The organism is Hydrogenophaga sp. PBL-H3, assembly GCF_010104355.1.
Taxonomy (GTDB): Bacteria; Pseudomonadota; Gammaproteobacteria; order Burkholderiales; family Burkholderiaceae_C; genus Hydrogenophaga.
The window spans coordinates 2,097,788-2,123,031 of the sequence record NZ_CP044972.1; the positions used below are offsets into that span (position 1 = coordinate 2,097,788).

Genomic DNA, 25,244 nt, shown 5'->3' on the forward strand with positions numbered 1-25,244 from the left:
TTAGACTCAACCTCTGGAAAGTTAACTCATGTCTATCTCCATGCGCGAAATGCTGGAAGCTGGTGTCCATTTCGGTCACCAAACCCGCTTCTGGAACCCCAAGATGGCTCCGTACATCTTCGGTCACCGCAACAAAATCCACATCGTCAACCTCGAAAAGACGCTGCCTCTGTTTGAAGATGCAGCCAAGTTCGTGCGCCAACTCTCCGCCAACCGCGGCACCATTTTGATGGTGGGTACCAAGCGCCAGTCGCGCGACATCGTGGCCCAGGAAGCCCGTCGCGCTGGCGTACCTTTCGTTGACCAGCGCTGGCTCGGCGGCATGCTCACGAACTTCAAGACCGTCAAGACCTCGATCAAGCGTCTGAAGGACATGCAAGCCCAGAAAGAAGCCGGCCTGGACAGCATGACCAAGAAAGAGCAGCTGACTTTCTCCCGCGAAATGGAAAAGCTGGAAAAAGACATCGGCGGCATCCAGGACATGACGGCCTTGCCCGATGCCATCTTCGTGATCGATGTGGGCTTCCACAAGATCGCCGTGCTCGAAGCTCAGAAACTGGGCATCCCGCTGGTGGGCGTGGTTGATACCAACCACTCGCCCGTGGGCATCGACTACGTGATCCCCGGTAATGACGACTCGGCCCGCGCCGTGGCGCTGTATGCCCGCGGTATCGCCGACGCGATCCTTGAAGGTCGCAGCAACGCAGTCAACGACGTGGTCAAGGCTGTCTCCGCTGAAGGCGCCGACGAGTTTGTCGAAGTCAAGGAAAACACGGCCGCGTGAAGGCTTTGCTCCCATGGAAGAGGGGCTCGTGAGCCCCTTTTTCACACCGAAAACCGATCAATGAACATGGCCGATCTCACGCACCAGCATGAGGCGGCGCCAAGGAGAAAACAGATGGCAATTACCGCAAGCATGGTCGCTGAACTGCGCGCCAAGACCGACGCTCCCATGATGGAGTGCAAAAAAGCCCTGACCGAAGCCGATGGCGACATGGCCAAGGCCGAAGAGCTGCTGCGAGTCAAGCTGGGCACCAAGGCCGGCAAGGCCGCCAGCCGCGTGACCGCCGAAGGCGTCGTGGCCAGCTTCATTGAAGGCACCACTGGCGGCCTGATCGAAGTCAACTGCGAAACCGATTTCGTCACCAAGAACGACAGCTTCCTGGCCCTGGCCAACGCTGCGGCGCAACTTGTGGCCAAGCACCAGCCGGCCGATGTCGCAGCGCTCGGCGCGCTGCCGTACAGCCAGGACGGCTTCGGCCCCACCCTGGAAGACGTGCGCAAGGGCTTGATCGGCAAGATCGGCGAGAACATGTCGTTCCGCCGCTTCAAGGCCTACAGTGGCGCGACCAAGCTGGCCGGCTACCTGCACGGCACCCGCATCGGCGTGGTGGTGGAGTTCGACGGTGAAGAGGTTGCAGCCAAGGACGTCGCCATGCACGTGGCCGCCATGAAGCCTGTCGCACTGACCAGCAACGATGTGCCGGCGGAGTTCATCGAGCGCGAACGTTCGGTGGCCACGGCCAAGGCCGACGAAGCCAACAAGGAACTCGAAGCGGCTGGCAAACCTGCGCAGAGCGCCGAAATCGTTGCCAAGCGCATCGACGGTGCCGTGCAGAAGTACCTGAAAGAAGTATCGCTGTTCAACCAGCCCTTTGTGAAAAACGACAAGCAGACCGTCGAGGCCATGCTCAAGGCCGCTGGCACCACCGTCAAGGGCTTCACCCTGTATGTGGTGGGTGAGGGCATCGAGAAGAAGGTGGACGACTTTGCAGCCGAAGTGGCCGCCCAGGTCGCTGCAGCCAAGGGCGCCTGAGCGTCTTCTGGTGGCAGCCGTTGCTGCCCTGAACAAGACAACGGGCCGCAAGGCCCGTTGTCTTGTGTATCACCGGCACTGAAGGCGTCGCCGCTCCTCGGTACACTTGCCGGCTGAATCTTGTGTTTTCGCTTCCTGAAAGTTGTCACATGCCTGCCTACAAACGGATTCTGTTGAAGTTGTCGGGGGAAGCCCTCATGGGCGACGACGCCTTCGGCATCAATCGGGCCACCATCGTGCGCATGGTGGAAGAAATCGCAGATGTCACTCGCCTGGGCGTACAGGTGGCCATCGTTATCGGTGGTGGCAACATCTTCCGCGGTGTGGCTGGTGGCTCGGTCGGCATGGACCGCGCCACCGCAGACTACATGGGCATGCTGGCCACGGTGATGAACTCACTGGCGTTGGCTGACACCATGGACAAGGCCGGTCTGGTGGCTCGTGTGATGTCGGCCATTGCCATCGAGCAGGTGGTCGAGCCTTATGTGCGCCCGAAGGCGCTGCAGTATCTGGAAGAGGGCAAGGTCGTCGTTTTTGCAGCTGGCACGGGCAACCCCTTCTTCACCACCGACACGGCTGCGGCCCTGCGCGGTGCAGAGATTGGCGCCGAGATCGTTCTCAAGGCAACCAAGGTGGACGGTGTGTACAGCGCCGATCCGAACAAGGACCCGACCGCCACCCGATATGCCTCAATCACGTTTGATGAGGCCATGAACAAGAACCTTCAGGTGATGGACGCCACCGCGTTCGCCCTGTGCCGAGACCAGAAACTGCCGGTCAAGGTGTTCTCCATCTTCAAGCCTGGTGCACTGCGCGATGTGGTGATGGGCAAGGACGAGGGCACGCTGGTTCATGTGTGACGCCCGCTGGCGCGCACCACTTGCTGAAATGAGGAGTTTTCATGAGCGTTGATGACATCCGCAAGACCGCCGAGCACAAGATGATGCAGTCGGTTGAAGCGTTCAAGAACGGACTGACCAAGATTCGCACCGGTCGTCCCAACCCCGCGCTGCTCGATACCGTGCACGTGGATTACTACGGCTCGATGCTGCCTCTGTCGCAGGTGGCCAACCTGACGCTGCTGGATTCGCGCACGATTGGCGTGGCGCCCTGGGAAAAAGGCATGGGTGCGAAGATCGAGAAGGCCATCCGCGAGTCCGACCTTGGTTTGAACCCGTCCAGCCAGGGCGATTTGATTCGCGTGCCCATGCCCCCCATGACCGAAGAGCGCCGCAAGGAGCTGACCAAGGTTGTGCGTGGTGATGGCGAAGCCGCCAAGATCGCCATTCGCAATCTGCGGCGCGATGCCAACGAGCAGGTGAAGAAGCTGGTGAAGGAGAAGCTGGCTTCCGAGGACGACGATCGCCGGTCGCAGGAGGACATTCAAAAGCTCACTGACCGCGTCATCAACGAGGTGGATCGTCTCGTGGCTGGCAAGGAACAGGACATCATGGCGGTCTGAGCGCCGACCCGTCCGCAATTCCACGCACCGCGCACATGCCCCAGTCCAACTCCATGCCAGACGCATCCGCGGCATCGTTGCCTCGCCACGTCGCCATCGTGATGGACGGCAACGGCCGGTGGGCGCAGAAGCGCTGGCTGCCCCGCGTGGCAGGGCACAAGCAAGGTGTTGAAGCTTTGCGCCGTGTGGTCAAGGCCTGCCTGGAGCGTGGTGTGTCCGTGCTGACCGTGTTTGCCTTTTCTTCGGAGAACTGGAGCCGCCCAGTGGAGGAGGTGTCCAGCCTGATGGATTTGCTGGTGCTGGCGCTCTCGCGCGAGGTTCCATCACTGAGTGGCAATGGCGTGCGCCTGCACTTTCCGGGTGATCGCCGCGGCTTGTCCAATCGCGTGGTGCAAGGCTTGATGGCTGCCGAGCGCGAGACTGCACACAACCACAAGCTCGTGCTGAACGTCTGCTTCAATTACGGTGGCCGCTGGGACGTGGCACAAGCCGCTCAGCGGCTGGCCGCACAAGGGCGCGAGATCACCGAAAAGAGCCTCAGCAGCGAGTTGGCCTTGGCCCATGTGCCCGACCCGGACCTGATGATCCGCACTGGTGGTGAACTTCGCATCAGCAACTTTTTGCTCTGGCAGGCCGCCTACACGGAGCTGGTGTTCACCGAATGTTTGTGGCCAGACTTTGACTCAGCGGAGTTGGATCGTGCCCTGCTGGAGTACGCCAACCGCGAGCGCCGCTTCGGTCAGACGTCAGAGCAAGTCGGCCAAGCCGAGCCCATGCTCGCGGTGAGTGGCGACCGACATGCTTAGACAGCGTGTCATCACCGCCCTGCTGCTGCTGGCGGTTCTATTGCCCGCGCTGTTTTATCCCTCCATCGAACCGTTCGCCACGCTCACGCTGTTGCTGATCGTGGCGGCCGGCTGGGAGTGGGCGCGCCTCAATGGAGTGGGCACGAGCCTCGCGCTCGCATTTGGCCTGGGTCTGGGCGCGGTGCTGGCCGCCATCTGGCTCTCGGGCGGTCTGAACCAGTCCTGGCGCACCTTGTGGATCGGCGTGGGGGCCATCTGGGTGGTTTTGTCAGTGGCCATGCTCGCGCGTGGCGTGCCGGGCTGGAGTGCATGGCCAGCTGGCCTGCGCCTGTGGTTGGGATTGGTCCTGATCGGTTGTGCGTGGCTCGCGATGGTGCAGGCCCGCCTCATGGGACTGGGTTTTTTGCTGTCGGTGCTGCTGCTGGTGTGGATGGCAGACATTGCTGCCTATTTCGGAGGCAAGGCGTTCGGGCGACGCAAGCTGGCTCCCACCATCAGCCCGGGCAAGTCGTGGGAAGGCGCCATCAGCGGTTTCATCGGTGTCTTCGTGCTGGCCGCAGCCTGGCTCTGGGCCGACGCGCAAGGTATGGGCGACGCAACCAGCCTCTATGCCCGACTCTGGGCTTTCGGGCCATTGCTCGCCATGTTGTCGCTGGCCTTCATGGTGGCCATGAGCGTGGTTGGGGATCTGGTGGAATCTCTGGTCAAGCGCAGCGCCGGTGTGAAAGATTCCAGCAATCTGCTGCCCGGCCATGGTGGTGTGCTCGATCGTGTTGATGCCTTGCTGCCCGTACTGCCTTTGGCGATGATGCTCACCACACTCTGATTTTCATGAACGTCACGCAGTCCATCACCATCCTCGGATCCACCGGCTCCATCGGCAAAAGCACGCTCGACGTGTTGGCTCGCCATCCGGACCGCTACCGTGTGTTTGCCCTAACGGCTTCTACGCAAGTCGATCTGATGCTTGCGCAATGCCAGCAGTTCGCGCCGCGTTACGCCGTGATGGTGAGTCCGTCGCACGCGAAGCAACTGGACGAACGCGTGCGCGAGCTGGGCTTGACCGTGCAGGTGCTCTCGGGCGCGCAGGCATTGAGCGACGTTTGCACCGATGTCGAGGTTGACGCGGTCATGGCTGCCATCGTGGGCGCAGCCGGCCTGGCACCCAGCCTGGCAGCCGCGCGCGCGGGCAAAAAACTGCTGTTGGCCAACAAGGAAGCCCTGGTGGTAGGTGGCGCGCTGTTCATGCAGGCGGTGCGCGATGGTGGCGCCACGCTGCTGCCCATCGACAGCGAGCACTCCGCCGTGTTCCAGTCGTTGCCTGAAGATCCGGCTTCGTGGTCACGCCGCGTGGAGAAGATCGTATTGACGGCATCGGGTGGACCGTTTCGCACGCGAGACCCCAAGACACTCGGGCAAGTGACCCCCAATGAAGCCTGCGCGCACCCCAACTGGGTGATGGGGCGCAAGATATCGGTTGACTCGGCCACCATGATGAACAAGGCGCTCGAAGTGATCGAGGCCTGCTATCTCTTTGGGGTGGCGCCGGCGCAGATCGAGGTGGTGATCCACCCCCAGAGCGTGATCCATTCAATGGTGCAGTACAACGACGGCTCGGTCGTCGCGCAGCTGGGCACCCCTGACATGCGGGTTCCGATCGCTTACGGCCTGGCCTGGCCCGAGCGCATGGCATCGGGTGCCGCGGCGCTGGACTTCAGTTCCCTGGGGGCACTGACGTTCGAGAAGCCCGACGACCAGCGTTTCCCGGGGCTCCGGCTGGCCTGGAATTCCCTCAACGGACCGGTCGGGACAACTGCGGTGCTCAACGCGGCCAACGAGGTCGCTGTGGCTGCATTCCTTGATCAGCGGCTGCGGTTTGACCAGATTCACGCCGTCAACGATGCAACTTTGCAGGCGCTGGTGCCCTCCAAGCCTGGCGACCTGTCCGATTTGCTGGCCATCGACCAGCAAGCGCGGCATCTGGCACAAACCCAGGTCGAACGCCTGGCGCGCTGATCCTGGCGGCGCACGGGCGCTGAAGCACACGTTTTCAACTTCACGGCGCGAACTCCATGCTCACACTTGTTGCCTTTGTGGTCGCTCTCGGCGTTCTGATTGCGGTGCATGAGTATGGTCATTACCGCATTGCGGTGGCCTGCGGTGTGAAGGTGCTGCGTTTCTCGGTCGGTTTCGGCAAACCCTTGCTGACCTGGCACAAAAAAGGCAGCCCGACCGAGTTCGTGCTGTGTGCGTTGCCGCTGGGCGGGTATGTGCGCATGCTGGACGAGCGCGAGGCGCCGGTCGATGCGACTGAGCGCCACCTGGCCTTCAATACCCAGCCCCTGCGCTCGCGCGCAGCCATCGTGGCCGCAGGCCCCGCGGCCAACCTGTTGTTGGCGGTGATGCTGTACACCGTGGTGAACTGGAGTGGTGTCGAAGAACCCAAGCCGGTGCTCGCAAGTCCGACGGTCGGCTCGCTGGCCGCGGGGGCCGGATTGCGCGGTGGCGAATGGGTGTCTCAGGCCGGAGCCGATGAAGACAGCCTCACCGATGTGGGTTCTTTCGAAGATCTGCGCTGGCGCCTCACCCAGGCGGCGCTGTCCGGTGAGGCCATCACCCTGAGGGTCAGCAACCAGGAGGGAGGTTCGCCTCGCTCGGTTCTGCTGCCCTTGGCCCAACTCGATGTGCGCGAGGCCGATGCCAGCCTGTTTCAGAAGATCGGCATCACCGGACCCTGGACGCAGCCCGTGGTGGGTGAGGTGATGGAGGGGGGCGCTGCTGCCGCCGCCGGGTTAAGGGCTGGCGACACCGTCCGCAGTGTGGATGGCGCTTCGGTGGCCGATGGCCAGAGCCTGCGGGCGTTGATTCGTGCTTCCACTGGCGCTGCCGGTGAGGCCCGCGAACAGCAGTGGATCGTGGAGCGCAACGGGCGGGCCACCCAATTGAAGGTCAAGCCGCTCCCCGAGTTGCAGGGCGACGTGTGGGTGGGGCGCATTGGCGCCTACATCGGCGCGGCGCCCGAGATGATGACGGTGCGCCACGGGCCTTTGGATGGTTTGCTCAACGGTGTTGTGCGCACCTGGGAGGTGTCGTGGCTCACGCTGAAGATGATGGGGCGCATGTTGATCGGCGAAGCGTCGGTCAAGAACCTCAGCGGTCCACTGACCATCGCCGACTACGCGGGCAAGTCGGCCAGCCTGGGCATCACCTCTTACATCCTGTTTCTGGCCCTCATCAGCGTGAGTCTGGGAGTCCTGAATCTGCTGCCGCTGCCGGTCTTGGACGGGGGGCACCTGATGTATTATCTTTGGGAGGGTGTGACCGGTCGCAGCGTGTCTGACGTTTGGATGGAGCGCCTGCAGCGTGGTGGTGTCGTGGTTCTCATGGCGCTCATGTCCGTTGCCTTGTTCAATGATGTGGCCCGCTTGGCTGGCTGAACACTTTTCCTCATGACAAAAAACAAAAACGGTCTGCGTGGCCTGACCCTCTCAGCGCTCGCGGCCGCCTTGCTGAGTGCCTTGCCTGCATGGGCCGCCGATCCCTTCACTTTGCGTGACATCCGCGTGGAAGGCTTGCAGCGGGTTGAACCCGGCACGGTGTTCGCATCGCTGCCGTTTCGCATCGGTGATCAGTACAGCGACGACAAAGGCTCCACAGCGATCCGTTCGTTGTTTGGGCTGGGTCTGTTCAGCGACATCCGCCTGCAGATCAATGGCGACGTGTTGGTTGTGATCGTGGAGGAGCGGCCAACGGTGGCCGATGTGAGTTTCTCCGGTATCAAGGAATTCGACAACGAGGTGCTGACCAAGGCATTGCGCGACGTTGGTCTGACCGAAGGCCGCCCGTTCGACAAGGCACTGGCCGATCGTGCCGAGCAGGAACTCAAGCGCCAGTACATCAGCAAAAGCATGTACGCCGCCCAGGTGGTGACCACCGTGACGCCGGGTGAGCGCAATCGGGTCAACCTCAATTTCAGCGTGGTAGAGGGTGATGTAGCCAAGATCAAGGACATCCGGATCGTGGGCAACCAGGCCTTTTCCGAATCCACCTTGCGCAATCTGTTCGACCTCGACACCGGTGGCTGGCTGAGCTGGTACACCAAGTCCGACCGGTACTCGCGCGCCAAGCTCAACGCCGACATCGAAACGCTGCGCTCGTATTACCTCACCCGCGGTTACCTCGAGTTCCGCATCGACTCCACCCAGGTCGCCATTTCGCCCGACAAGCAGGAAATGTCGATCACGCTGAACATCACCGAAGGCAATCGCTACGTGGTGTCGTCGGTGACGCTGGAGGGCGAGTACCTGGGCAAGGAAGAAGAGTTCAAGTCCCTGGTGACCTTGCGCGCTGGTGAGGCTTACAACTCAGAAGACGTCACCAGTACCGTGAAGGCCTTCACCGATTACTTTGGCGCCTTCGGCTACGCGTTCGCACAGGTGGAAGCCACGCCCGAAATCGACCGCGTCAACAAGCGCGTTTCGTTCGTGGTGCGCGGTCAGCCTGCCCGGCGTGTGTATGTGCGCCGCATCAACGTCGAAGGCAACAACCGCACGCGCGATGAAGTCGTCCGCCGCGAGTTCCGCCAGCTCGAATCGGCCTGGTATGACAGTGATCGCATTCGCTTGTCTCGCGACCGGGTGGACCGCCTGGGCTTTTTCACCGAGGTCGGTATCGACACCCAGCCGGTGCCGGGTTCCCCTGACCAGGTCGACCTCACCATTTCGGTGGTGGAGAAGCCCACCGGCAACCTGTCGCTGGGCGCGGGTTATTCGCAGGCTGAGGAACTGTCGATCATTGCGGGTATTCGCCAGGAAAACGTGTTCGGTTCGGGCAACTACCTCGGCATCGACATCAACACCAGCAAGTTCAACCGCCAATTGGTGGTCAGCACGGTGGACCCGTACTTCACGCCCGACGGCATCTCTCGCAGCATCGACGCTTACTACCGTACCACACGCCCCTACGACACCCAGGCCACCACCGAAACGGGTGACTACCGGTTGATCACCAAGGGCCTGTCGCTCAAGTTCGGCGTTCCGTTCACTGAAGCCGATACGGTGTTTTTCGGTGCGGGCGTCGAGCAGACAACGATTGAATCCGGAATTTTTCTGCCAGACGCCTATCGCGACTACGCCAGGGATTTCGGAGAGACCAGCAACACCGTGCCGTTGACGGTTGGCTGGTCTCGCGATACCCGGGACAGTGCCCTGGTGCCCACCCGTGGCCGCCTGCAGCGTTTCAACACCGAACTTGGTGTGGCGGGAGATGCCCGCTATGTCAAGGTGAACTACCAGTTCCAGCAGTACTTCCCGTTGAGCAAGCAGTACACCCTGGCGCTGAACAGCGAATTGGGCTTCGGTAAAGGACTGGGTGGGCGCCCTTACCCGGTGTTCAAGAACTTCTTTGGCGGCGGACTGGGCTCGGTTCGCGGTTTTGAGCAAGGCACACTCGGCCCGAGTTCACCAGTCACAGGTTCCTTGACGGGCGAGGGCATCAACATCGGTGGCAATCGCAGCATCGCCCTCAATGCCGAGTTCATCACCCCATTCCCCGGTGCCGGCAACGACCGCAGCCTGCGCATGTTCGGCTTCGTCGACGTGGGCAACGTTTTTGGCGAAAACGATACCCGTGCCAATGCGAAAGACTTGCGCGCCTCCGTGGGTGTGGGCTTGAGCTGGATCTCGCCTGTCGGCCCGCTCAGATTCGCCATTGCCAATCCCATCCGGAAATTCACCGGCGATAAAATCCAGAAATTCCAGTTTCAGATCGGAACCTCCTTTTGATGAAGACACTTTCCAGCCTGTTCAATCGCAAGACGCTCGTTGCCGTGGCCTTGGGGCTTGCAACGCTTGGCGTTGCCGCGCAAGACCTGCGCATCGGCTTCGTGAATCTGGAGCGCATCCTGCGCGACTCCAACTCGGCCAAAGCCGCCCAGACCAAACTCGAGCAGGAGTTCTCCCGCCGCGAAAAGGAAGTGCAGGCGCTGGCGGCCCAGCTCAAGACGGCGTCAGAAAAGTTCGAGCGCGAAGCTCCCACGCTGCCCGAGGGCCAACGCACCACGCGTCAACGTCAACTCGTTGAGCAGGATCGCGACTTCCAGCGCAAACAACGCGAGTTTCAGGAAGACCTGAACATGCGCAAGAACGAAGAACTGCAAAGCGTTCTGGAACGCGCCAACCGCATCATCAAGCAGGTGGCTGAGGCAGAAAAGTTTGACCTGGTCATCCAGGAAGCGGTCTACATCAACCCCAAGCACGACATCACCGACAAGGTGCTCAGCGGCTTGAACGGCAGCAAGTAAGCCGCGGGATCCGGGAGTGTCGAAACCACTGGGCTCCATTGTCGAAGCCCTCGGTGGTGAACTCGTCGGCGCATCCGACTTGGTCATTCGTCGACTGGCCCCTTTGGCCACGGCCGAGTCCGACGCGCTGGCGTTTGTTTCACATGTTCGCTATGCCCCGCAAATAGCCACCACCCGCGCCGCGTGCCTGATTGTGTCGCCAGTGCTGCGCAGCGCCGCCAGTGAGCGCGGTGCGTGCATCGTCACCGACGATCCTTACCTGTATTTCGCGCGCCTCACCCAGTGGTGGAAACGCGAGCATGCGTCCGCAGCACTGACTGGTGTTCATCAGACAGCAGCGGTGCATCCCACGGCCGAGCTGGCACCGGGCGTCGATATTGGCGCGTTTGCGTTCATTGCTGCGGGCGTTCGGATTGGCCCAGGCGCCCGCATCGGGGCGCACTGCGTACTCGGCGAGCACGTGCAGGTCGGTGCGAACACGCTGTTGCACCCCCGCGTGACGGTGGGAGAGCGCTGCATGCTGGGCGAGCGTTGTGTGGTGCACTCGGGTGTGGTGATCGGAGCAGACGGCTTCGGCTTTGCTCCTCACCAGGGCCAGTGGATCAAGATCGAGCAACTGGGCGCCGTGCGGATCGGCAACGACGTGGAGATTGGCGCCAACACTTGTATTGACCGTGGTGCGCTGGACGACACCGTCATCGAAGACGGCGTGAAGCTCGACAACCTGATCCAGATCGGCCACAACGTGCGCGTGGGTGCGAACACAGCCATGGCCGGGTGTGTGGGGGTGGCTGGCAGCGCCACCATCGGCGCGGGCTGCACCATCGGTGGCGGTGCCGTGGTGTTGGGCCACCTGACGCTGGCCGAAGGTGTGCATGTGTCGGCGGCTTCGGTGGTCACGCGCTCGCTGCTTAAGCCAGGCCACTACACCGGCATGTTCCCCATCGACGACAATGCGAGTTGGGAAAAAAATGCTGCATCCCTCAAGCAGCTCAACCGCATCCGCGAACGCCTCAAGGCGGCGGAACACGCGATCGAACAAGCCCTCCAGAACAACACAAAGCCATGATGGACATTCACCAGATTCTCAAACAACTGCCCCACCGCTACCCGTTTCTGCTGGTGGACCGGGTGCTGGAGCTCGACAAAGGCAAGAGCATCAAGGCGCTCAAGAATGTCACCATCAACGAGCCGTTTTTCGTGGGCCACTTCCCGCACCGCCCGGTGATGCCGGGTGTGCTGATGCTGGAGGCCATGGCGCAAGTCGCGGCCCTGCTGGCGTTCGACACGCTGGGCGTGACGCCCGACGACAAGACGGTGTACTACTTCGCCGGTATCGACGGTGCGCGTTTCAAGCGCCCGGTGGAGCCCGGCGATCAGCTCGTGATGGACGTGACGCTGGACCGCATGAAGGCCGGCATCTTCAAGTTCAAAGGCATCACCCGCGTGGGCGAGCAGGTGGCGTGTGAAGCCGAGCTGATGTGCACCATGCGCACCATCGCCTGACGCTGGGGGAGGGCGCCTCGTGTCTCTGATTCACCCCACCGCACTGGTGGACCCGGCCGCAGAACTCGACAGCTCGGTCGCGGTCGGCCCCTATACCGTGATCGGTCCGAATGTGAAGGTGGGTGGGGGCACCACCATCGGCGCGCATTGCGTGATCGAAGGCCACACCACCATCGGTCGAGACAACCGGATCTTCCAGTTCAACTCGCTGGGTGCGGTACCGCAGGACAAGAAGTACGCTGGTGAGCCCTGTGAACTCGTCATCGGCGACCGCAACACCGTGCGTGAGTTCTGCACCTTCAACATCGGCTCCCCCGGAGACCGTGCTGTGACCCAGGTTGGCAACGACAACTGGATCATGGCATACGTGCACCTGGCGCACGACTGCGTGGTGGGCAACCACACCATCTTCGCCAACAACTCGCAGCTGGCGGGCCACGTGGTGGTGGACGATTGGGTGATCCTCGGCGGCTTCACGGTGGTGCACCAGTTCGTGCGCGTTGGCGCTCACGCCATGACGGCCATGTGTTCGCTGCTCTTTGCCGATTTGCCGCCGTTCGTGATGTGCCAGGGCCAGCCCGCGCAGGCTCGCTCGATGAACTTCGAAGGCCTGCGCCGCCGCGGCTTTTCGCCCGAGCGCATTTCGGCCGTGAAGGCCATGCACAAGGCGCTCTACCGCGAAGACCTCAAGCTGGATCAGTCGGTGGAACGCATTCGCGCCCTGACCGGGAAGACGCCCGAAGCCGCGCCCGATGTGGCCATGATGTTGGACTTCCTCGGGCAGGTGTCGCCCCAGCGCGGCATCGTTCGCTGAACTCGGCATGAACCCCTCCAAACGTTTTGCCCTGGTGGCGGGCGAGACGTCGGGCGATCTGCTCGCAGGCTTGCTGCTCGGTGGTGTGCGTCAGCGCTGGCCCGATCTCCAGTCCTTCGGCATTGGCGGCCAGCAGATGGCGGCGCAAGGGTTCGAAGCCTGGTGGCCCAGCGAGAAGCTCGCGGTGCGCGGCTATGTCGAGGTGCTGCGGCACTACCGCGAGATTGTCGGTATCCGCGCCCAACTGCAGCAGCGCCTGTTGACCACCGACCGGCCCGACGTGTTCATCGGTGTGGATGCCCCCGACTTCAACCTGCACCTCGAAGCCAACCTGAAGGCGAGTGGCGTGCGGACCGTGCATTTCGTGTGCCCGTCCGTTTGGGCCTGGCGCGCGGAGCGCGTTGAGAAGATCCGGCGCAGTGCCGACCACGTGCTGTGCATTTTTCCGTTTGAACCCGACCTGCTCGCCCGGCACGACATTGCCGCGACCTACGTGGGCCATCCGCTGGCCAACGTGATTCCGCTGGAGCCGGATCGGGCCGCCGCCAGGGTGGCCCTGGGGCTGCGCGACGAAGACACCGTGGTGGCCATCCTGCCAGGCAGTCGTGCCTCCGAAGTGCAGTATCTCGCCCAGGTGTTTTTTGAAGCCGCCAAGCGCCTGCGAAGCGAACGACCCGGCACCCGGTTCGTGGTGCCGGCCGTGCCGGCGCTGCGCGAGCGCATCGAGGCGGCCGCCCGCAGCGCGGGCCTGGGCGGCGAACTGCAGGTGATCGCAGGCCAGTCGCACACGGCGCTGGCCGCCTGCGACGTGACCCTGATCGCCAGCGGCACCGCCACGTTGGAGGCGGCGCTGTTCAAGCGCCCCATGGTGATTGCGTACAACATGAACTGGTTGTCCTGGCAGATCATGCGGCGCAAGCAACTGCAACCCTGGGTGGGCTTGCCCAACATCCTGTGCGGTGACTTCGTGGTGCCGGAGTTCCTGCAAGAGGCGGCTTCGCCTCGGGCGCTGGCTCAAGGCGTGCTGGACTGGCTCGACGCGCCTGAGAGAATCGCTGCCCTGCAGCAGCGCTTCACCGCGCTGCACCACACCCTGCGGCGCGATACCGCCCAACTGGCCACCGATGCGATCGAAAAAGTTCTTGAGAGCTGAACAGGCCCACCTCGCCTGGGATGTCCCCGGTCTGGTGGCAGGCGTGGACGAGGCCGGTCGTGGGCCGCTGGCCGGTCCGGTGGTGGCCGCGGCTGTGATCCTGGACGACCGCTCACCCATCAAGGGACTGGCCGATTCAAAGCAGCTCTCTGCCTTGCGCCGTGAGCGCCTGTACGACGAGATCCGCGCCAAGGCGCTCTGCTGCAGCATTGCACAGGCCTCGGTGGAGGAAATCGACCAGCTCAACATCCTGCAGGCCACGATGCTGGCCATGCGCCGCGCGGTGCAGGGCCTGCGCCTGAAGCCGACCAAGGTGCTGGTGGACGGCAACCGCCTGCCCGCGCTGGACGTGTTGGCCGAGGCCATCGTGTCGGGCGATGCGCTGGTGCCCTGTATTTCGGCCGCGTCCATCCTGGCCAAGGTCACGCGCGACCGGCTGTTGTGCGAACTGCACCTGCAGCACCCCGAATACGGCTTCGACCGCCACAAGGGTTACGGCACGGCCGAGCACATGCGGGCGCTGCAGGAACACGGAGCTTTGCCCATGCACCGGCGGTCCTTTGCACCCGTGGCGCGGGCGCTTGCCCGAATGAACCCAGAGAACGGGCCGAGCGCATGAATCCACCCAGCCCCATCACCTCGCGCGACAACCCGTTGCTCAAGCGCCTGCGCGTGCTGGCGCAGGACAACACCGCCTACCGCAAGCAGGGGCAGGTCTGGCTTGAGGGCGACCACCTTTGCCGTGCCCTGCTGGCGCGCGGCCACAGGCCTGCCATGGCCGTTTTCACCGACGACTTCTGGGTGCAAGCTCCGCACGACCTGCGCGACGCGTCCGATCGCACCGTGACCGTGCCGCGCGCCCTCATGGCCTCCATCAGTGGGCTCGAATCACCAGCCGGCGTGGGCTTCGTGTGGGACTTGCCCAAGGCCGTGGGTCTGGCGGCAGGGCAGCCCGCCGTGGTGCTGGACTGCTTGCAGGACGCCGGCAACGTGGGCTCGATCCTGCGCAGCGCGGCGGCCTTCGGCTTCGGTCAGGTGCTCGCGCTCAAGGGCACGGCCGCGCTTTGGTCGCCCAAGGTGTTGCGCGCCGGCATGGGCGCGCACTTTGCCTTGCGACTCGTTGAAGGCCTGTCGGTGGGCGATCTCGCCGCGTTGGAGGTCCCGTTGCTGGTGACCAGCTCCCATCAGGGCGATCTGCTGCACCGTGCGGCGCTGCCTTGGCCGTGTGCCTGGGTGCTCGGACATGAAGGGCAGGGCGTGAGTGCGGCGTTGGAATCCCTGGCCGCGCAGTCGGTTCGCATTGCGCAGCCCGGTGGTGAGGAGTCGCTCAACGTGGCGGCTGCGGCGGCCATCTGCCTGCATGCGAGCGCGACGGAGCGTGGCGGCAGCATATAATTCCGGGGTTTACCCGCAATCAGCGCGACGCGCGCTCACCCCGGTTCCACACCCCAGGTTTTAGTCTGTCCGGGCCCCTCAGCTGATGTGGGGGCAGGGCGGGTGCCAAGCCTGCGCGGCACCAACCGCCGGTGGCCTGCGTTTCGCCCCACTTCTGGAGTCCCATCCGTGCTTCCCGTCCATCCGAAAGCCCTTCTCGCGCTCGCCGACGGCACGGTCTTTACAGGCGTCTCCATCGGCGCCACCGGTCAGACCACGGGTGAGGTCGTGTTCAACACCTCACTCACCGGCTACCAGGAAATCCTCACCGATCCGAGTTACTGCCAGCAGATCGTGACCCTCACGTATCCGCACATCGGCAACACTGGCATCAACGCCGAAGACGTCGAAGCCCGCCGCATCCACGCCGCCGGCCTGATCATCAAAGACCTGCCCCTGCTGGCCTCCAACTTCCGCAGCACCGAAACGCTCTCGCACTATCTGCAACGCGAAGGCACGGTGGCCATTGCCGACCTCGACACCCGTGCGCTCACCCGTCGCCTGCGCACCCACGGCGCGCAGAACGGCTGCATCGTGGCCCTGCCCGCGGGCGAGGTCATCACCGAAGCGCACCGCGCTGCGGCCGTGGCTGCCGCCAAAGCCGCTCCCAACATGGCCGGGCAAGACCTGGCCAAGGTGGTCTCGGCCACCGAGCCTTACGCCTGGACACAGACCGAGTGGCAACTCGGCTTCGGCTACGGCGAACAGATCGCACCGCGTTTCCATGTGGTCGCCTACGACTTCGGCGTGAAGTACAACATCCTGCGCATGTTGGCGCAGCGCGGCTGCAAGATCACCGTGGTGCCGGCGCAAACGCCCGCCTCCGACGTGTTCAAGCTCAAGCCCAACGGCGTGTTCCTCTCCAACGGCCCCGGCGACCCGGAGCCTTGCGGCTACGCGATCGCCGCCACGCGCGAGATCATCGAAGCCGGCGTGCCCACGTTCGGCATCTGCCTGGGCCACCAAATACTGGCGCTGGCCAGCGGGGCCAAGACCTTCAAGATGAAATTTGGCCACCACGGTGCCAACCACCCGGTGAAAGACCTGGACAACGGCCGCGTCTCCATCACCAGCCAGAACCACGGCTTTGCGGTGGACGAGAAGAGCCTGCCGGCCACGCTGCGCGCCACACACGTGAGCCTGTTCGACGGCACGCTGCAGGGCCTGGCCCGCACCGACAAGCCAGCGTTCTGCTTCCAGGGCCACCCCGAGGCTTCTCCCGGCCCGCACGACATCGGCTACCTGTTCGACCGTTTCATCGACCTGATGCAGGCCCGCGTGCCCGCCACCGCCTGAGCCGGCGCACACCCACCGCGAACCATGCCCAAAAGAACCGACATCCAAACCGTCCTCATCATCGGCGCTGGCCCGATCATCATTGGCCAGGCCTGTGAGTTCGACTACTCCGGCGTGCAGGCCTGCAAGGCCCTGCGCGAAGAGGGATACAAGGTCGTGCTGATCAACAGCAACCCCGCGACCATCATGACCGACCCGGCCACGGCCGACGTCACCTACATCGAGCCGATCACCTGGCAGACGGTGGAGAAGATCATCGCCAAGGAGCGTCCGCTGGCCCAGGGCGGCTTCGCCATCCTGCCGACCATGGGCGGCCAGACCGCGTTGAACTGCGCGCTGGACCTCTGGCGCCACGGTGTGCTGGCCAAATACGACGTGGAGCTGATCGGCGCCACGCCCGAGGCCATCGACAAGGCCGAAGACCGCCTGAAGTTCAAGGACGCCATGACCAAGATCGGTCTGGGCTCGGCGCGCTCGGGCATCGCCCACAGCCTGGAAGAGGCCTGGGGCGTGCAGAAGACCGTCGGCTTCCCTGTGGTGATCCGCCCGAGCTTCACGCTGGGTGGCACCGGCGGTGGCATTGCCTACAACCCGGAAGAGTTCGAAGTGATCTGCAAGCGTGGCCTGGAAGCCTCGCCCACCAATGAGCTGCTGATCGAAGAGTCGCTGCTCGGCTGGAAAGAGTACGAGATGGAAGTGGTGCGCGACAAGGCGGACAACTGCATCATCGTGTGCTCGATCGAGAACCTGGACCCCATGGGCGTGCACACCGGCGACTCCATCACCGTGGCCCCTGCGCAGACGCTGACCGACAAGGAATACCAGATCCTGCGCAACGCCAGCCTGGCCGTGCTGCGCGAGATCGGTGTGGACACCGGTGGCTCCAACGTGCAGTTCTCGATCAACCCAGCCGACGGCCGCATGGTGGTGATCGAGATGAACCCGCGCGTGTCGCGCTCGTCCGCACTCGCCTCCAAGGCCACCGGTTTCCCCATCGCCAAGGTCGCGGCCAAGCTGGCCATCGGCTACACGCTGGATGAGCTGCGCAACGAGATCACCGGCGGTGCCACACCGGCATCGTTCGAACCGTCGATCGATTACGTGGTCACCAAGATCCCGCGTTTTGCATTCGAAAAATTCCCCACCGCCGACAGCCGCCTGACCACGCAGATGAAGAGCGTGGGCGAGGTCATGGCCATGGGCCGCACCTTCCAGGAGTCGTTCCAGAAGGCCCTGCGCGGCCTGGAAGTGGGCGTGGACGGCATGAACGAGAAGACGCAGGACCGCGAGACGCTGGAGCGCGAGCTTGGCGAGCCCGGCCCCGACCGCATCTGGTATGTGGGCGACGCGTTTGCCGCCGGCTGGACCATGGACGAGGTGCACCAGTTCACCAAGATCGATCCGTGGTTCCTGGTGCAGATCGAAGAGATCGTGAAGATCGAACTCGCGCTGGAAAAGACCAGCCTGGAAGCCATCGACGCCGACACGCTGCGCGGCCTCAAGAAGAAAGGCTTCTCAGACAGGCGGCTCGCGAAGCTGCTCAAAACCAACGAGCAGTCCGTGCGCGAGCGCCGCATCGCCGAGAACATCCGCCCGGTCTACAAACGTGTGGACACCTGCGCGGCCGAATTCGCCACCGATACCGCTTACCTGTACTCCACGTACGAAGGCAACGGCGACGGTGAGTGCGAAGCCGAGCCGACGACCAACAAGAAGATCATGGTGCTGGGCGGTGGCCCCAACCGCATCGGCCAGGGCATCGAGTTCGACTACTGCTGCGTGCACGCCGCGCTTGCCATGCGCGAAGACGGGTACGAGACCATCATGGTCAACTGCAACCCTGAGACTGTGTCGACCGACTACGACACCAGCGACCGTTTGTACTTCGAGCCGCTCACGCTGGAAGACGTGCTGGAAATCGTGGACAAGGAAAAACCGCTGGGCGTGATCGTTCAATACGGCGGCCAGACGCCGCTGAAGCTCGCGCTCGGCCTGGAAGCTGCGGGCGTGCCCATCATCGGCACCAGTCCCGACATGATCGACGCGGCCGAAGACCGCGAGCGCTTCCAGCAGCTGCTGCACACCCTGGGCCTGCGCCAGCCGCCCAACGCCACCGCGCGTGCCGAGCCCGAGGCGCTTGAAAAGGCCGCCGCGCTGGGTTACCCGCTGGTGGTGCGCCCGAGCTACGTGCTGGGCGGCCGCGCGATGGAAATCGTGCACGAGCAGCGCGACCTGGAGCGCTACATGCGCGAAGCGGTCAAGGTCAGCCACGACTCGCCGGTGTTGCTCGACCGCTTCCTTAACGACGCGATCGAGTGCGATGTGGACGCGATCCGAGACGCCACGGGCCGAGTGTTCATTGGCGGCGTGATGGAACACATCGAGCAGGCCGGCGTGCACAGCGGGGACTCCGCCTGTTCGCTGCCGCCGTACTACTTGGCCAAGGCCACGGTGGACGAGCTCAAGCGCCAGACCGCGGCCATGGCCGAGGGCCTGAACGTGATCGGCCTGATGAACGTGCAGTTCGCCATTCAAGAGGTGGACGGTCAGGACGTGATCTTCGTGCTCGAAGTGAACCCACGCGCCTCGCGCACCGTGCCTTTCGTTTCCAAGGCCACCGGCATCCAGCTGGCCAAGGTGGCGGCGCGCTGCATGGCCGGTCAGTCGCTGGACGACCAGGGCATCGGCGCCGAAGTCACGCCGCCGTACTTCAGCGTCAAGGAGGCCGTGTTCCCGTTTGTGAAGTTCCCCGGCGTGGACACCATCCTTGGTCCCGAGATGAAATCCACCGGTGAGGTGATGGGCGTGGGCAAGACCTTTGGCGAGGCTTTCGTCAAGAGCCAGCTGGGCGCCGGCACCAAGCTGCCCCGGCCAGGCAAGGCCGCCAACGGTTCAACCGGCAAGGTGTTCCTGACCGTGAAGAACGGTGACAAGCCGCGCGCGGTGGAGATTGCGCGCCAACTGGTGGACATGGGCTTCGAGCTGGTCGCCACGCGCGGCACGGCCGCTGCCATCAGCGCGGCAGGTGTGGCGGTGCAGATGGTGAACAAGGTCACCGAAGGCCGCCCGCACATCGTGGACGCCATCAAGAACGGCGACATCGTGCTGGTGATCAACACGGTGGAAGAGCGCCGCAACGCCATCACCGATTCGCGCGCCATCCGCACCTCGGCGCTGTTGGCACGGGTGACCACCTTCACCACGATTGCAGGGGCTGAGGCGGCGGTGGAAGGCATGAAATACATGGACAGCCTGGGCGTCATCTCGGTGCAGGAAATGCACGCGCAGCTCACAGCTTGATCCGGGTTCATCCCGGTTGAGCACAGGCTCGAGCGGGGCATAATTGGTTCCAGTACACCGCCGACCGGCAACGCTCGGCGGTTTCCTTTTGTATTGACGCAGACGCACAGACGGCTGCATCCCGAATTCCGGAGCACCCCATGGCCACCCTACCCATCACCAAGCGCGGCGCAGAAAAGCTCAAGGAAGAGCTGCATCGCCTGAAGACCGTGGACCGCCCCTGGGTGATCAACGCGATTGCCGAGGCGCGTGCCCAGGGCGACTTGAGCGAGAACGCTGAATACGACGCTGCCAAAGATCGCCAGGGCTTCATCGAAGGTCGCATCGCCGAGATCGAGGGCAAGCTCTCGGCCGCGCAAATCATCGACCCGACCGCGGTGGACGCGGGGGGCAAGGTGGTGTTCGGTGCCACTGTGGAGCTGGAAGACGAAGCCAGCGGCGCGGCAGTGACGTACCAGATCGTTGGCGAGGACGAGGCTGATCTCAAGCTGGGGTTGGTGAACATCGGCAGTCCGATTGCACGAGCGTTGATCGGCAAGGAAGAGGGCGATGTGGCCGAGGTTCAGGCACCCGGTGGTACCAAGCGCTTCGAGATCGTGGCCGTGCGCTACGCCTGATGCCGCAGCAAAGGCTGGCTGTTGTGGTTGCTGCCCTGTGGTGGGGTGGCATCACAGCGTTGAGTTTTCTGGCTGTTCCGCTGCTGTTCATGACCCTGGACAGCCCTGCGATGGCCGGACCGGTGGCGGCGAAAATCTTCTCACTGCAATGCTGGGCTGGCCTTGGACTGGGCCTGGCGCTCCTGATGATCCTGCGCCGCTGGCGTGCCGAGGGTGCCAGCATCGCGCCCGTCGCACTCACCACCATGGGATTCGTGTTGTTCGCGATGCTGCTGGCGCTGGTGCAGGAATTCGGCGTGGCTCAGAACATCGTCACCGCCCGCGCCAGCGGCGGCAATTTGCGCCTGTGGCATGGCGTGGGCTCCGCGATGGTGCTGGGGCAGTGGTTGTGCGCGGGATGGGTGCTGTGGCGCCTGACGCGCCAGTCCGATGCGGCTTAGCTCGCCAGCCGTTCTGCGGACTCGAGTGTGTTGACCATCAACATGGTGATGGTCATGGGGCCCACACCACCGGGCACGGGCGTGATGTAGCTCGCCACCTCCTTCACACCGTCAAAGTCCACATCCCCGCAGAGCTTGCCTTCGTCGTTGCGGTTCATGCCCACGTCGAGCACCACCGCACCGGGTTTGACCATGTCGGCCGTGAGCACGTTGCGCTTGCCCACGGCGGCCACGATCACGTCGGCCTGCAGCGTCATGGCCTTGAGGTCTTGGGTCCCGCTGTGGCAGATGGTGACGGTGGCGTTCTGCTGAAGCAGCATGAGAGCCATGGGTTTGCCCACGATGTTGCTGCGGCCGATCACCACCGCATGTTTGCCCTTGAGCTCGTAGCCGATGCTCTCCAGCATCTTCATGCAGCCATAGGGCGTGCAGGGCCAGAAGCCCGGCATGCCGGTCATGAGGGCGCCGGCGCTGGCGATGTGGAAACCGTCCACATCCTTGGCGGGTGAGATGGCCTCGATCACCTTCTGCGCGTTGATGTGCGCGGGCAGCGGCAGCTGCACCAGGATGCCGTGGATGGTGGCATCAAGGTTGAGGGCGTCCACACGCGCCAGCAGTTCGGCCTCGGTCATGGTGGCGGGCCAGCGCTCCAGCACCGAGTGCATGCCGGTGTCCTCGCAGGCCTTGACCTTGTTGCGCACATAAACCTGCGACGCCGCGTTCTCGCCCACCAGGATCACCGCCAGGCCCGGCGTGATGCCACGCGCCTTCAAGGCGGTGACCCGTGCGGTCACGTCGGCGCGAAGTTGGCGGGAGAGGGCGTTGCCGTCGATGAGTTGTGCGGTCATGGGGTGGGCGGGATGCGGTTGAAATGGAAACGCCCGCCGGGAAGGGCGGGCGTTGATCGGTTGTGTGGGAGCGGTGTGTCAGGCCTTGGCCGGGGTCTGTCCCAGCGCGATCTTGAGCAGGTCGGCCACGGTGTTGGCGCCGAGTTTTTCCATGATGTTGGCGCGGTGCGCCTCCACCGTCTTGATGCTGATGCCCAGGTCGTCGGCGATCTGCTTGTTCAGCCGGCCGGCCACGATGCGCTCCAGCACCTGGGCTTCACGGCTGGTGAGTTTGGAGAGCAACGCATCGCGGCTCACCGCCTGCTGGTGGGTGGTGAAAGCTTCACGCGCGCGCTCGAGCATGCGTTCGACCAGCGTGACGAGCTGGTCTTCCTTGAACGGCTTCTGGATGAAATCGAGCGCACCCTTTTTCATCGACTCCACCGCCATCGGCACGTCGCCGTGGCCGGTGATGAAGACGATGGGCAGGGGAGACTGGCGTTCGATGAGTCGCTCTTGCAACTCCATGCCGGTCATGCCGCCCATGCGGATGTCGGCGATCAGGCAGGCCACTTCTCGGGCGTCGTAGCGGCTGAGGAATGCTTCGGCCGATTCGAAGCAGCGGACCCGGAAGTCCTTGCCTTCGAGCAGCCATTGCAGTGAGTCGCGTACCGCTTCGTCGTCATCGACCACATACACGGTGCCTTTTTTCGGGATCAAACTCATCTCGCTCTTTCTGTGTCCGTCACCGGCTCTGTGGCTGGTCCGGTTGATGCGTCGCTGACCTTCAATCTGGAGACCACGGGAATCCAGAAACTGAAGCAGCAACCCACAACCTCTTCGCCATTGTAGATGTTGTGCACATGCATCCTGCCGTGGTGCGATTCGACGATGCTGCGGCACAGCTTCAGGCCAATGCCCATGCCTTCACTCTTGGTGCTGTAGAAGGCTTCGTAGATGCGCTCGATCATCTCGTCGGGCACCCCGTTGCCGGAGTCGCGCACCGAGAATTCGACCACATCCAGATCGTCCTGGCGGCGTGGTCCGACGCGCAGCTCCACGTAGCGTTCGCCCGGTGCACGGCCCGCCTGCATGATGGCCTCGCCCGCGTTCTTCAACAGATTGATGAGCACCTGTTCGATCAGGATGGGGTCAACCATCAGGCTGGGCAGGCGAGCTGCCACGTAGGGCGACAGGCGCACCTGATGGCGGCGCAGTTCGATGTCGGCCAGCTCGATCGCATTGCTCACCATCTGCGCCACGTCGGAAGGCGCCGGGTTGGGTTCACTGCGTTTCACGAAGGCCTTGATCCGCTGGATGATCTGCCCGGCGCGCTGCGCCTGGCGCGCGGTTTTCTCCAGCGCGCCCAGCAAGTCTTCGGTGCTGATCCGGTTTTCGTTCACGCGCGAGATCATGCCGTTGCAATAGTTGCTGATGGCGGTGAGCGGCTGGTTGAGCTCGTGCGCCACGCTTGACGCCATCTCGCCCATGGTGATCAGGCGGCTGGCGGTCTGCGCGCGCTCGGCCTGCCGCGAGGCCTGCTCTTCGGCGTAGCGGCGCGGTGTGATGTCGCTGGCAATCACCATCTGTGCCAGGCGTCCGTCGACCCAGGTGAGGTATCGCGTGCGCACTTCCAGCCAGCGGTCGAGCTCTTCCACGAACACCTCGGCGTTTTCCGCGCCAGCGTCCGTCAAGGTCTCGGTGGGCATGCCCGCAAAGGCGTCCACCGCATCGCCGTCGTCCGGGCTGGGTGTGGGTTGGGTACCCGCCAGATCCACCAGGTGCCGGTGGCCCTGGCCACGCGTGCCGAACCACATGCGGTACATCTTGTTGGCAAACAGCATCTCGTCGCTGCCCAGAGGCGCCACCGACACGGCCGAGTCCAGGCTCTCCAGCACGGTGGTGAAGCGCTCATAGGATGCGGAGAGTTCTTCGCGGATGCGCTTGGGCTCGGTGATGTCGGTCATCGACGTCATCCAGCCGGTCTGGTGACCTTTGGGATCGATCAGCGGCGACACGTACATGCGCGCGTCGAAGATGCTGCCGTCGCGCCGCTGCACCCGCACCTCGAAGCCACCAGGTGTGGAGCGACCACGGAGTTCGTCTTCCAGACGTGCCGAGAGCTGGTCGAAGTCTTCGTCTGGCCAATAGGGGAAGGGAGCGGTACGGCCCACCAGCTCGCCTTCGGTCCATCCCGTCATGGAGCAGAAGGCCGGGTTCACGTAGGTGATGCGACCCTGCATGTCGAGCGCGCGCATGCCGGTGAGCATGGAGTTTTCCATGGCGCGTCGAAAGTTGGTCTCGGACACCAGGGCTTGCTGTGCCTGAACGCGCCGGCGTGTGTGGCGCCAGGTCCCGAGCAACATCCACACCGTCAGCGCCGAGAGCGCACCGATCACCCAGAAGAAACCGCTGCCCACGATGTCCTGCGAGGTGCGGTAACCCTGCGCTTTCACGATCAGTCCGTTGCCCACCGGTGAAACCGGCACCTCGTGTTCCAGCGGCGGGTTGGACCAGGGCAGCAGGCGCAGCACGGAGGTGGGCGTCTGCAGGCTGCCTGCAAGCACCTGGCCCCGGTCGTCGACCAGGGCCACGGCATAACGCGCCATGATTTCAGGCGGCATGCCATAGCGCATGAGGCCGTCGATGGCGTATTCACCCATGACGGTGCCGGCAAACCGGCCCTGCTCGCTCAGCGGCACATGCAGCATCAGCGTGGCGTTGCGCGGATCCTGTGTTTCCAGCGGGCGCGAATAAGTGGGCTGGCGCAGGTCGCGGGCGAGGTCGAAGGTGCCGTCGGTTTCGTTGGGTGAGAGGGTGCTGCCGGTGGGGCGCATCAGCCTGGGTGGGGCACTGGGAGACGCGTAGCTGGCGAGCACGTTGCGCCGGGCATCCACCCATGTCACCGCGAGCAATTCGGGGAACTGGCTGACCAGTGCCTCGACCTGGAAGACGAACTCCTCTGTATCGATGTCCCGGTTGTCGATTTCGCGGGCCAGGCGCATCAGCTGTTCCTGGCGCTCCAGCAGGCGCAGGCGCAGGCGCTGCTGCGCGTACTCCACATCGCGCGTCACGGCTTCCTGTTCGCGCTCAAGTTCTTCGAATCGCAGGTAGGTGATGGCCACCACGATGGCCGAGAGGAACAGCAACACCGACAGCAGCGGTGCCAGCGTGGCAAACCGGTCTTGCCGCGACGGTGGCAAGCGCCGCCACCAGCGTTTCCACCAAGGTGCTTGCCCGGGGTTTGGCGGTGATGATGCGGGTGTGGAAGGCGCGGAACTCATAGCCTGCCGAGTCTACGTGAGCAGGTGCCGCTTGCTTCGATTTGTGGAGCGCCGGTGTGCCGTATCTCCGTCTTTTGCACGCCAACAAAATTTCACAATGTAGAAAAGAAAAGCACATATTGAAATCTAGAAAACATTGTGGGAAACTCCGTGACAGCGCGGAATGCCCCCCGTAAGCTCGATTTCAA

The 25,244-nt window shown here is 63.6% G+C and carries 23 protein-coding genes; 20 read left to right on the forward strand and 3 right to left on the reverse strand.

Annotated features, from left to right (window positions below; genetic code table 11):
- Window positions 1-28: 28 nt before the first annotated feature.
- From rpsB to F9Z44_RS09870, 20 genes are all read left to right on the forward strand, one after another.
- Window positions 29-784, forward strand: a complete 756-nt coding sequence (gene rpsB, locus F9Z44_RS09775; protein ID WP_159605656.1) for a 30S ribosomal protein S2 — start codon at window positions 29-31, stop codon at window positions 782-784.
- A 114-nt stretch (window positions 785-898) separates the two neighbouring features.
- Window positions 899-1,816, forward strand: coding sequence for a translation elongation factor Ts (gene tsf, locus F9Z44_RS09780; protein ID WP_159605658.1), 918 nt, complete (start codon window positions 899-901; stop codon window positions 1,814-1,816).
- Window positions 1,817-1,965: 149 nt separating this feature from the next.
- Window positions 1,966-2,676: a UMP kinase gene (gene pyrH / locus F9Z44_RS09785; protein WP_159605660.1), complete on the forward strand. Its 711-nt coding sequence runs from the start codon at window positions 1,966-1,968 to the stop codon at window positions 2,674-2,676.
- Window positions 2,677-2,717: 41 nt separating this feature from the next.
- Complete coding sequence (gene frr / locus F9Z44_RS09790) at window positions 2,718-3,278, forward strand: ribosome recycling factor (protein ID WP_056277813.1); 561 nt, start codon at window positions 2,718-2,720, stop codon at window positions 3,276-3,278.
- A 53-nt stretch (window positions 3,279-3,331) separates the two neighbouring features.
- Window positions 3,332-4,084 carry a polyprenyl diphosphate synthase gene (gene uppS / locus F9Z44_RS09795; protein WP_159605662.1) on the forward strand — a complete coding sequence of 251 codons (753 nt, stop codon included), beginning with the start codon at window positions 3,332-3,334 and terminating at the stop codon, window positions 4,082-4,084.
- The gene (locus F9Z44_RS09800; RefSeq protein ID WP_159605664.1) at window positions 4,077-4,910 is read left to right on the forward strand and encodes a phosphatidate cytidylyltransferase; all 834 of its coding nucleotides are present in this window, start codon (window positions 4,077-4,079) and stop codon (window positions 4,908-4,910) included. Before uppS ends, F9Z44_RS09800 begins: the two co-directional genes overlap by 8 nt.
- Window positions 4,911-4,915: 5 nt before the next feature.
- Window positions 4,916-6,100 carry a 1-deoxy-D-xylulose-5-phosphate reductoisomerase gene (gene ispC, locus F9Z44_RS09805; RefSeq protein WP_159605666.1) on the forward strand — a complete coding sequence of 395 codons (1,185 nt, stop codon included), beginning with the start codon at window positions 4,916-4,918 and terminating at the stop codon, window positions 6,098-6,100.
- Between the two features lie 56 nt (window positions 6,101-6,156).
- A complete protein-coding gene (rseP, locus tag F9Z44_RS09810; RefSeq protein ID WP_159605668.1) occupies window positions 6,157-7,521 on the forward strand; it encodes an RIP metalloprotease RseP in 1,365 nt (454 codons plus the stop codon).
- 12 nt (window positions 7,522-7,533) lie between these two features.
- The gene (gene bamA / locus F9Z44_RS09815; protein WP_159605670.1) at window positions 7,534-9,867 is read left to right on the forward strand and encodes an outer membrane protein assembly factor BamA; all 2,334 of its coding nucleotides are present in this window, start codon (window positions 7,534-7,536) and stop codon (window positions 9,865-9,867) included.
- Window positions 9,867-10,385, forward strand: coding sequence for an OmpH family outer membrane protein (locus tag F9Z44_RS09820; protein WP_159605672.1), 519 nt, complete (start codon window positions 9,867-9,869; stop codon window positions 10,383-10,385). Before bamA ends, F9Z44_RS09820 begins: the two co-directional genes overlap by 1 nt.
- 16 nt (window positions 10,386-10,401) lie before the next feature.
- Entirely contained in the window at window positions 10,402-11,454 is a 1,053-nt protein-coding gene (lpxD, locus tag F9Z44_RS09825; RefSeq protein WP_159605674.1) for a UDP-3-O-(3-hydroxymyristoyl)glucosamine N-acyltransferase, read from the forward strand.
- On the forward strand, window positions 11,451-11,891 hold the full coding sequence (gene fabZ, locus F9Z44_RS09830) for a 3-hydroxyacyl-ACP dehydratase FabZ (RefSeq protein ID WP_159605676.1): 441 nt from the start codon (window positions 11,451-11,453) through the stop codon (window positions 11,889-11,891). Before lpxD ends, fabZ begins: the two co-directional genes overlap by 4 nt.
- 19 nt (window positions 11,892-11,910) lie before the next feature.
- Complete coding sequence (gene lpxA, locus F9Z44_RS09835; RefSeq protein WP_159605678.1) at window positions 11,911-12,705, forward strand: acyl-ACP--UDP-N-acetylglucosamine O-acyltransferase; 795 nt, start codon at window positions 11,911-11,913, stop codon at window positions 12,703-12,705.
- A 7-nt stretch (window positions 12,706-12,712) separates the two neighbouring features.
- Window positions 12,713-13,858 (forward strand): lipid-A-disaccharide synthase, encoded by a 1,146-nt coding sequence (gene lpxB / locus F9Z44_RS09840; protein ID WP_201450039.1) that lies wholly within the window; start codon window positions 12,713-12,715, stop codon window positions 13,856-13,858.
- Window positions 13,830-14,477 carry a ribonuclease HII gene (gene rnhB, locus F9Z44_RS09845; RefSeq protein WP_159605680.1) on the forward strand — a complete coding sequence of 216 codons (648 nt, stop codon included), beginning with the start codon at window positions 13,830-13,832 and terminating at the stop codon, window positions 14,475-14,477. The genes lpxB and rnhB overlap by 29 nt, the downstream gene beginning before the upstream one ends.
- Window positions 14,474-15,253: a TrmH family RNA methyltransferase gene (locus F9Z44_RS09850; RefSeq protein WP_159605682.1), complete on the forward strand. Its 780-nt coding sequence runs from the start codon at window positions 14,474-14,476 to the stop codon at window positions 15,251-15,253. Before rnhB ends, F9Z44_RS09850 begins: the two co-directional genes overlap by 4 nt.
- 168 nt (window positions 15,254-15,421) lie before the next feature.
- A complete protein-coding gene (gene carA / locus F9Z44_RS09855) occupies window positions 15,422-16,588 on the forward strand; it encodes a glutamine-hydrolyzing carbamoyl-phosphate synthase small subunit (protein WP_159605684.1) in 1,167 nt (388 codons plus the stop codon).
- A gap of 24 nt (window positions 16,589-16,612) precedes the next feature.
- A complete protein-coding gene (gene carB, locus F9Z44_RS09860; protein ID WP_159605686.1) occupies window positions 16,613-19,888 on the forward strand; it encodes a carbamoyl-phosphate synthase large subunit in 3,276 nt (1,091 codons plus the stop codon).
- Between the two features lie 140 nt (window positions 19,889-20,028).
- On the forward strand, window positions 20,029-20,505 hold the full coding sequence (greA, locus tag F9Z44_RS09865; protein WP_159605688.1) for a transcription elongation factor GreA: 477 nt from the start codon (window positions 20,029-20,031) through the stop codon (window positions 20,503-20,505).
- Window positions 20,505-20,945 (forward strand): DUF4149 domain-containing protein, encoded by a 441-nt coding sequence (locus F9Z44_RS09870; RefSeq protein ID WP_159605690.1) that lies wholly within the window; start codon window positions 20,505-20,507, stop codon window positions 20,943-20,945. Before greA ends, F9Z44_RS09870 begins: the two co-directional genes overlap by 1 nt.
- On the opposite strand, the gene folD is transcribed toward F9Z44_RS09870, so the two are convergent.
- From folD to F9Z44_RS09885, 3 genes are all read right to left on the reverse strand, one after another.
- Entirely contained in the window at window positions 20,942-21,793 is an 852-nt protein-coding gene (gene folD / locus F9Z44_RS09875) for a bifunctional methylenetetrahydrofolate dehydrogenase/methenyltetrahydrofolate cyclohydrolase FolD (RefSeq protein WP_159605692.1), read from the reverse strand. The genes F9Z44_RS09870 and folD overlap by 4 nt on opposite strands.
- Window positions 21,794-21,871: 78 nt before the next feature.
- Window positions 21,872-22,498 carry a response regulator transcription factor gene (locus tag F9Z44_RS09880; protein WP_069046646.1) on the reverse strand — a complete coding sequence of 209 codons (627 nt, stop codon included), beginning with the start codon at window positions 22,496-22,498 and terminating at the stop codon, window positions 21,872-21,874.
- A complete protein-coding gene (locus F9Z44_RS09885; protein ID WP_159605694.1) occupies window positions 22,495-25,056 on the reverse strand; it encodes a PAS domain-containing sensor histidine kinase in 2,562 nt (853 codons plus the stop codon). The genes F9Z44_RS09880 and F9Z44_RS09885 overlap by 4 nt, the downstream gene beginning before the upstream one ends.
- Window positions 25,057-25,244: the final 188 nt, after the last annotated feature.

Coding starts and splice junctions, on each gene's coding strand:
- rpsB (WP_159605656.1), top strand. CDS start 29: ATGTCTATCTCCATGCGCGAAATGCTGGAAGCTGGTGTCCATTTCGGT.
- tsf (WP_159605658.1), top strand. CDS start 899: ATGGCAATTACCGCAAGCATGGTCGCTGAACTGCGCGCCAAGACCGAC.
- pyrH (WP_159605660.1), top strand. CDS start 1,966: ATGCCTGCCTACAAACGGATTCTGTTGAAGTTGTCGGGGGAAGCCCTC.
- frr (WP_056277813.1), top strand. CDS start 2,718: ATGAGCGTTGATGACATCCGCAAGACCGCCGAGCACAAGATGATGCAG.
- uppS (WP_159605662.1), top strand. CDS start 3,332: ATGCCAGACGCATCCGCGGCATCGTTGCCTCGCCACGTCGCCATCGTG.
- F9Z44_RS09800 (WP_159605664.1), top strand. CDS start 4,077: ATGCTTAGACAGCGTGTCATCACCGCCCTGCTGCTGCTGGCGGTTCTA.
- ispC (WP_159605666.1), top strand. CDS start 4,916: ATGAACGTCACGCAGTCCATCACCATCCTCGGATCCACCGGCTCCATC.
- rseP (WP_159605668.1), top strand. CDS start 6,157: ATGCTCACACTTGTTGCCTTTGTGGTCGCTCTCGGCGTTCTGATTGCG.
- bamA (WP_159605670.1), top strand. CDS start 7,534: ATGACAAAAAACAAAAACGGTCTGCGTGGCCTGACCCTCTCAGCGCTC.
- F9Z44_RS09820 (WP_159605672.1), top strand. CDS start 9,867: ATGAAGACACTTTCCAGCCTGTTCAATCGCAAGACGCTCGTTGCCGTG.
- fabZ (WP_159605676.1), top strand. CDS start 11,451: ATGATGGACATTCACCAGATTCTCAAACAACTGCCCCACCGCTACCCG.
- lpxB (WP_201450039.1), top strand. CDS start 12,713: ATGAACCCCTCCAAACGTTTTGCCCTGGTGGCGGGCGAGACGTCGGGC.
- rnhB (WP_159605680.1), top strand. CDS start 13,830: ATGCGATCGAAAAAGTTCTTGAGAGCTGAACAGGCCCACCTCGCCTGG.
- F9Z44_RS09850 (WP_159605682.1), top strand. CDS start 14,474: ATGAATCCACCCAGCCCCATCACCTCGCGCGACAACCCGTTGCTCAAG.
- carB (WP_159605686.1), top strand. CDS start 16,613: ATGCCCAAAAGAACCGACATCCAAACCGTCCTCATCATCGGCGCTGGC.
- greA (WP_159605688.1), top strand. CDS start 20,029: ATGGCCACCCTACCCATCACCAAGCGCGGCGCAGAAAAGCTCAAGGAA.
- F9Z44_RS09870 (WP_159605690.1), top strand. CDS start 20,505: ATGCCGCAGCAAAGGCTGGCTGTTGTGGTTGCTGCCCTGTGGTGGGGT.
- folD (WP_159605692.1), bottom strand. CDS start 21,793: ATGACCGCACAACTCATCGACGGCAACGCCCTCTCCCGCCAACTTCGC.
- F9Z44_RS09880 (WP_069046646.1), bottom strand. CDS start 22,498: ATGAGTTTGATCCCGAAAAAAGGCACCGTGTATGTGGTCGATGACGAC.
- F9Z44_RS09885 (WP_159605694.1), bottom strand. CDS start 25,056: ATGAGTTCCGCGCCTTCCACACCCGCATCATCACCGCCAAACCCCGGG.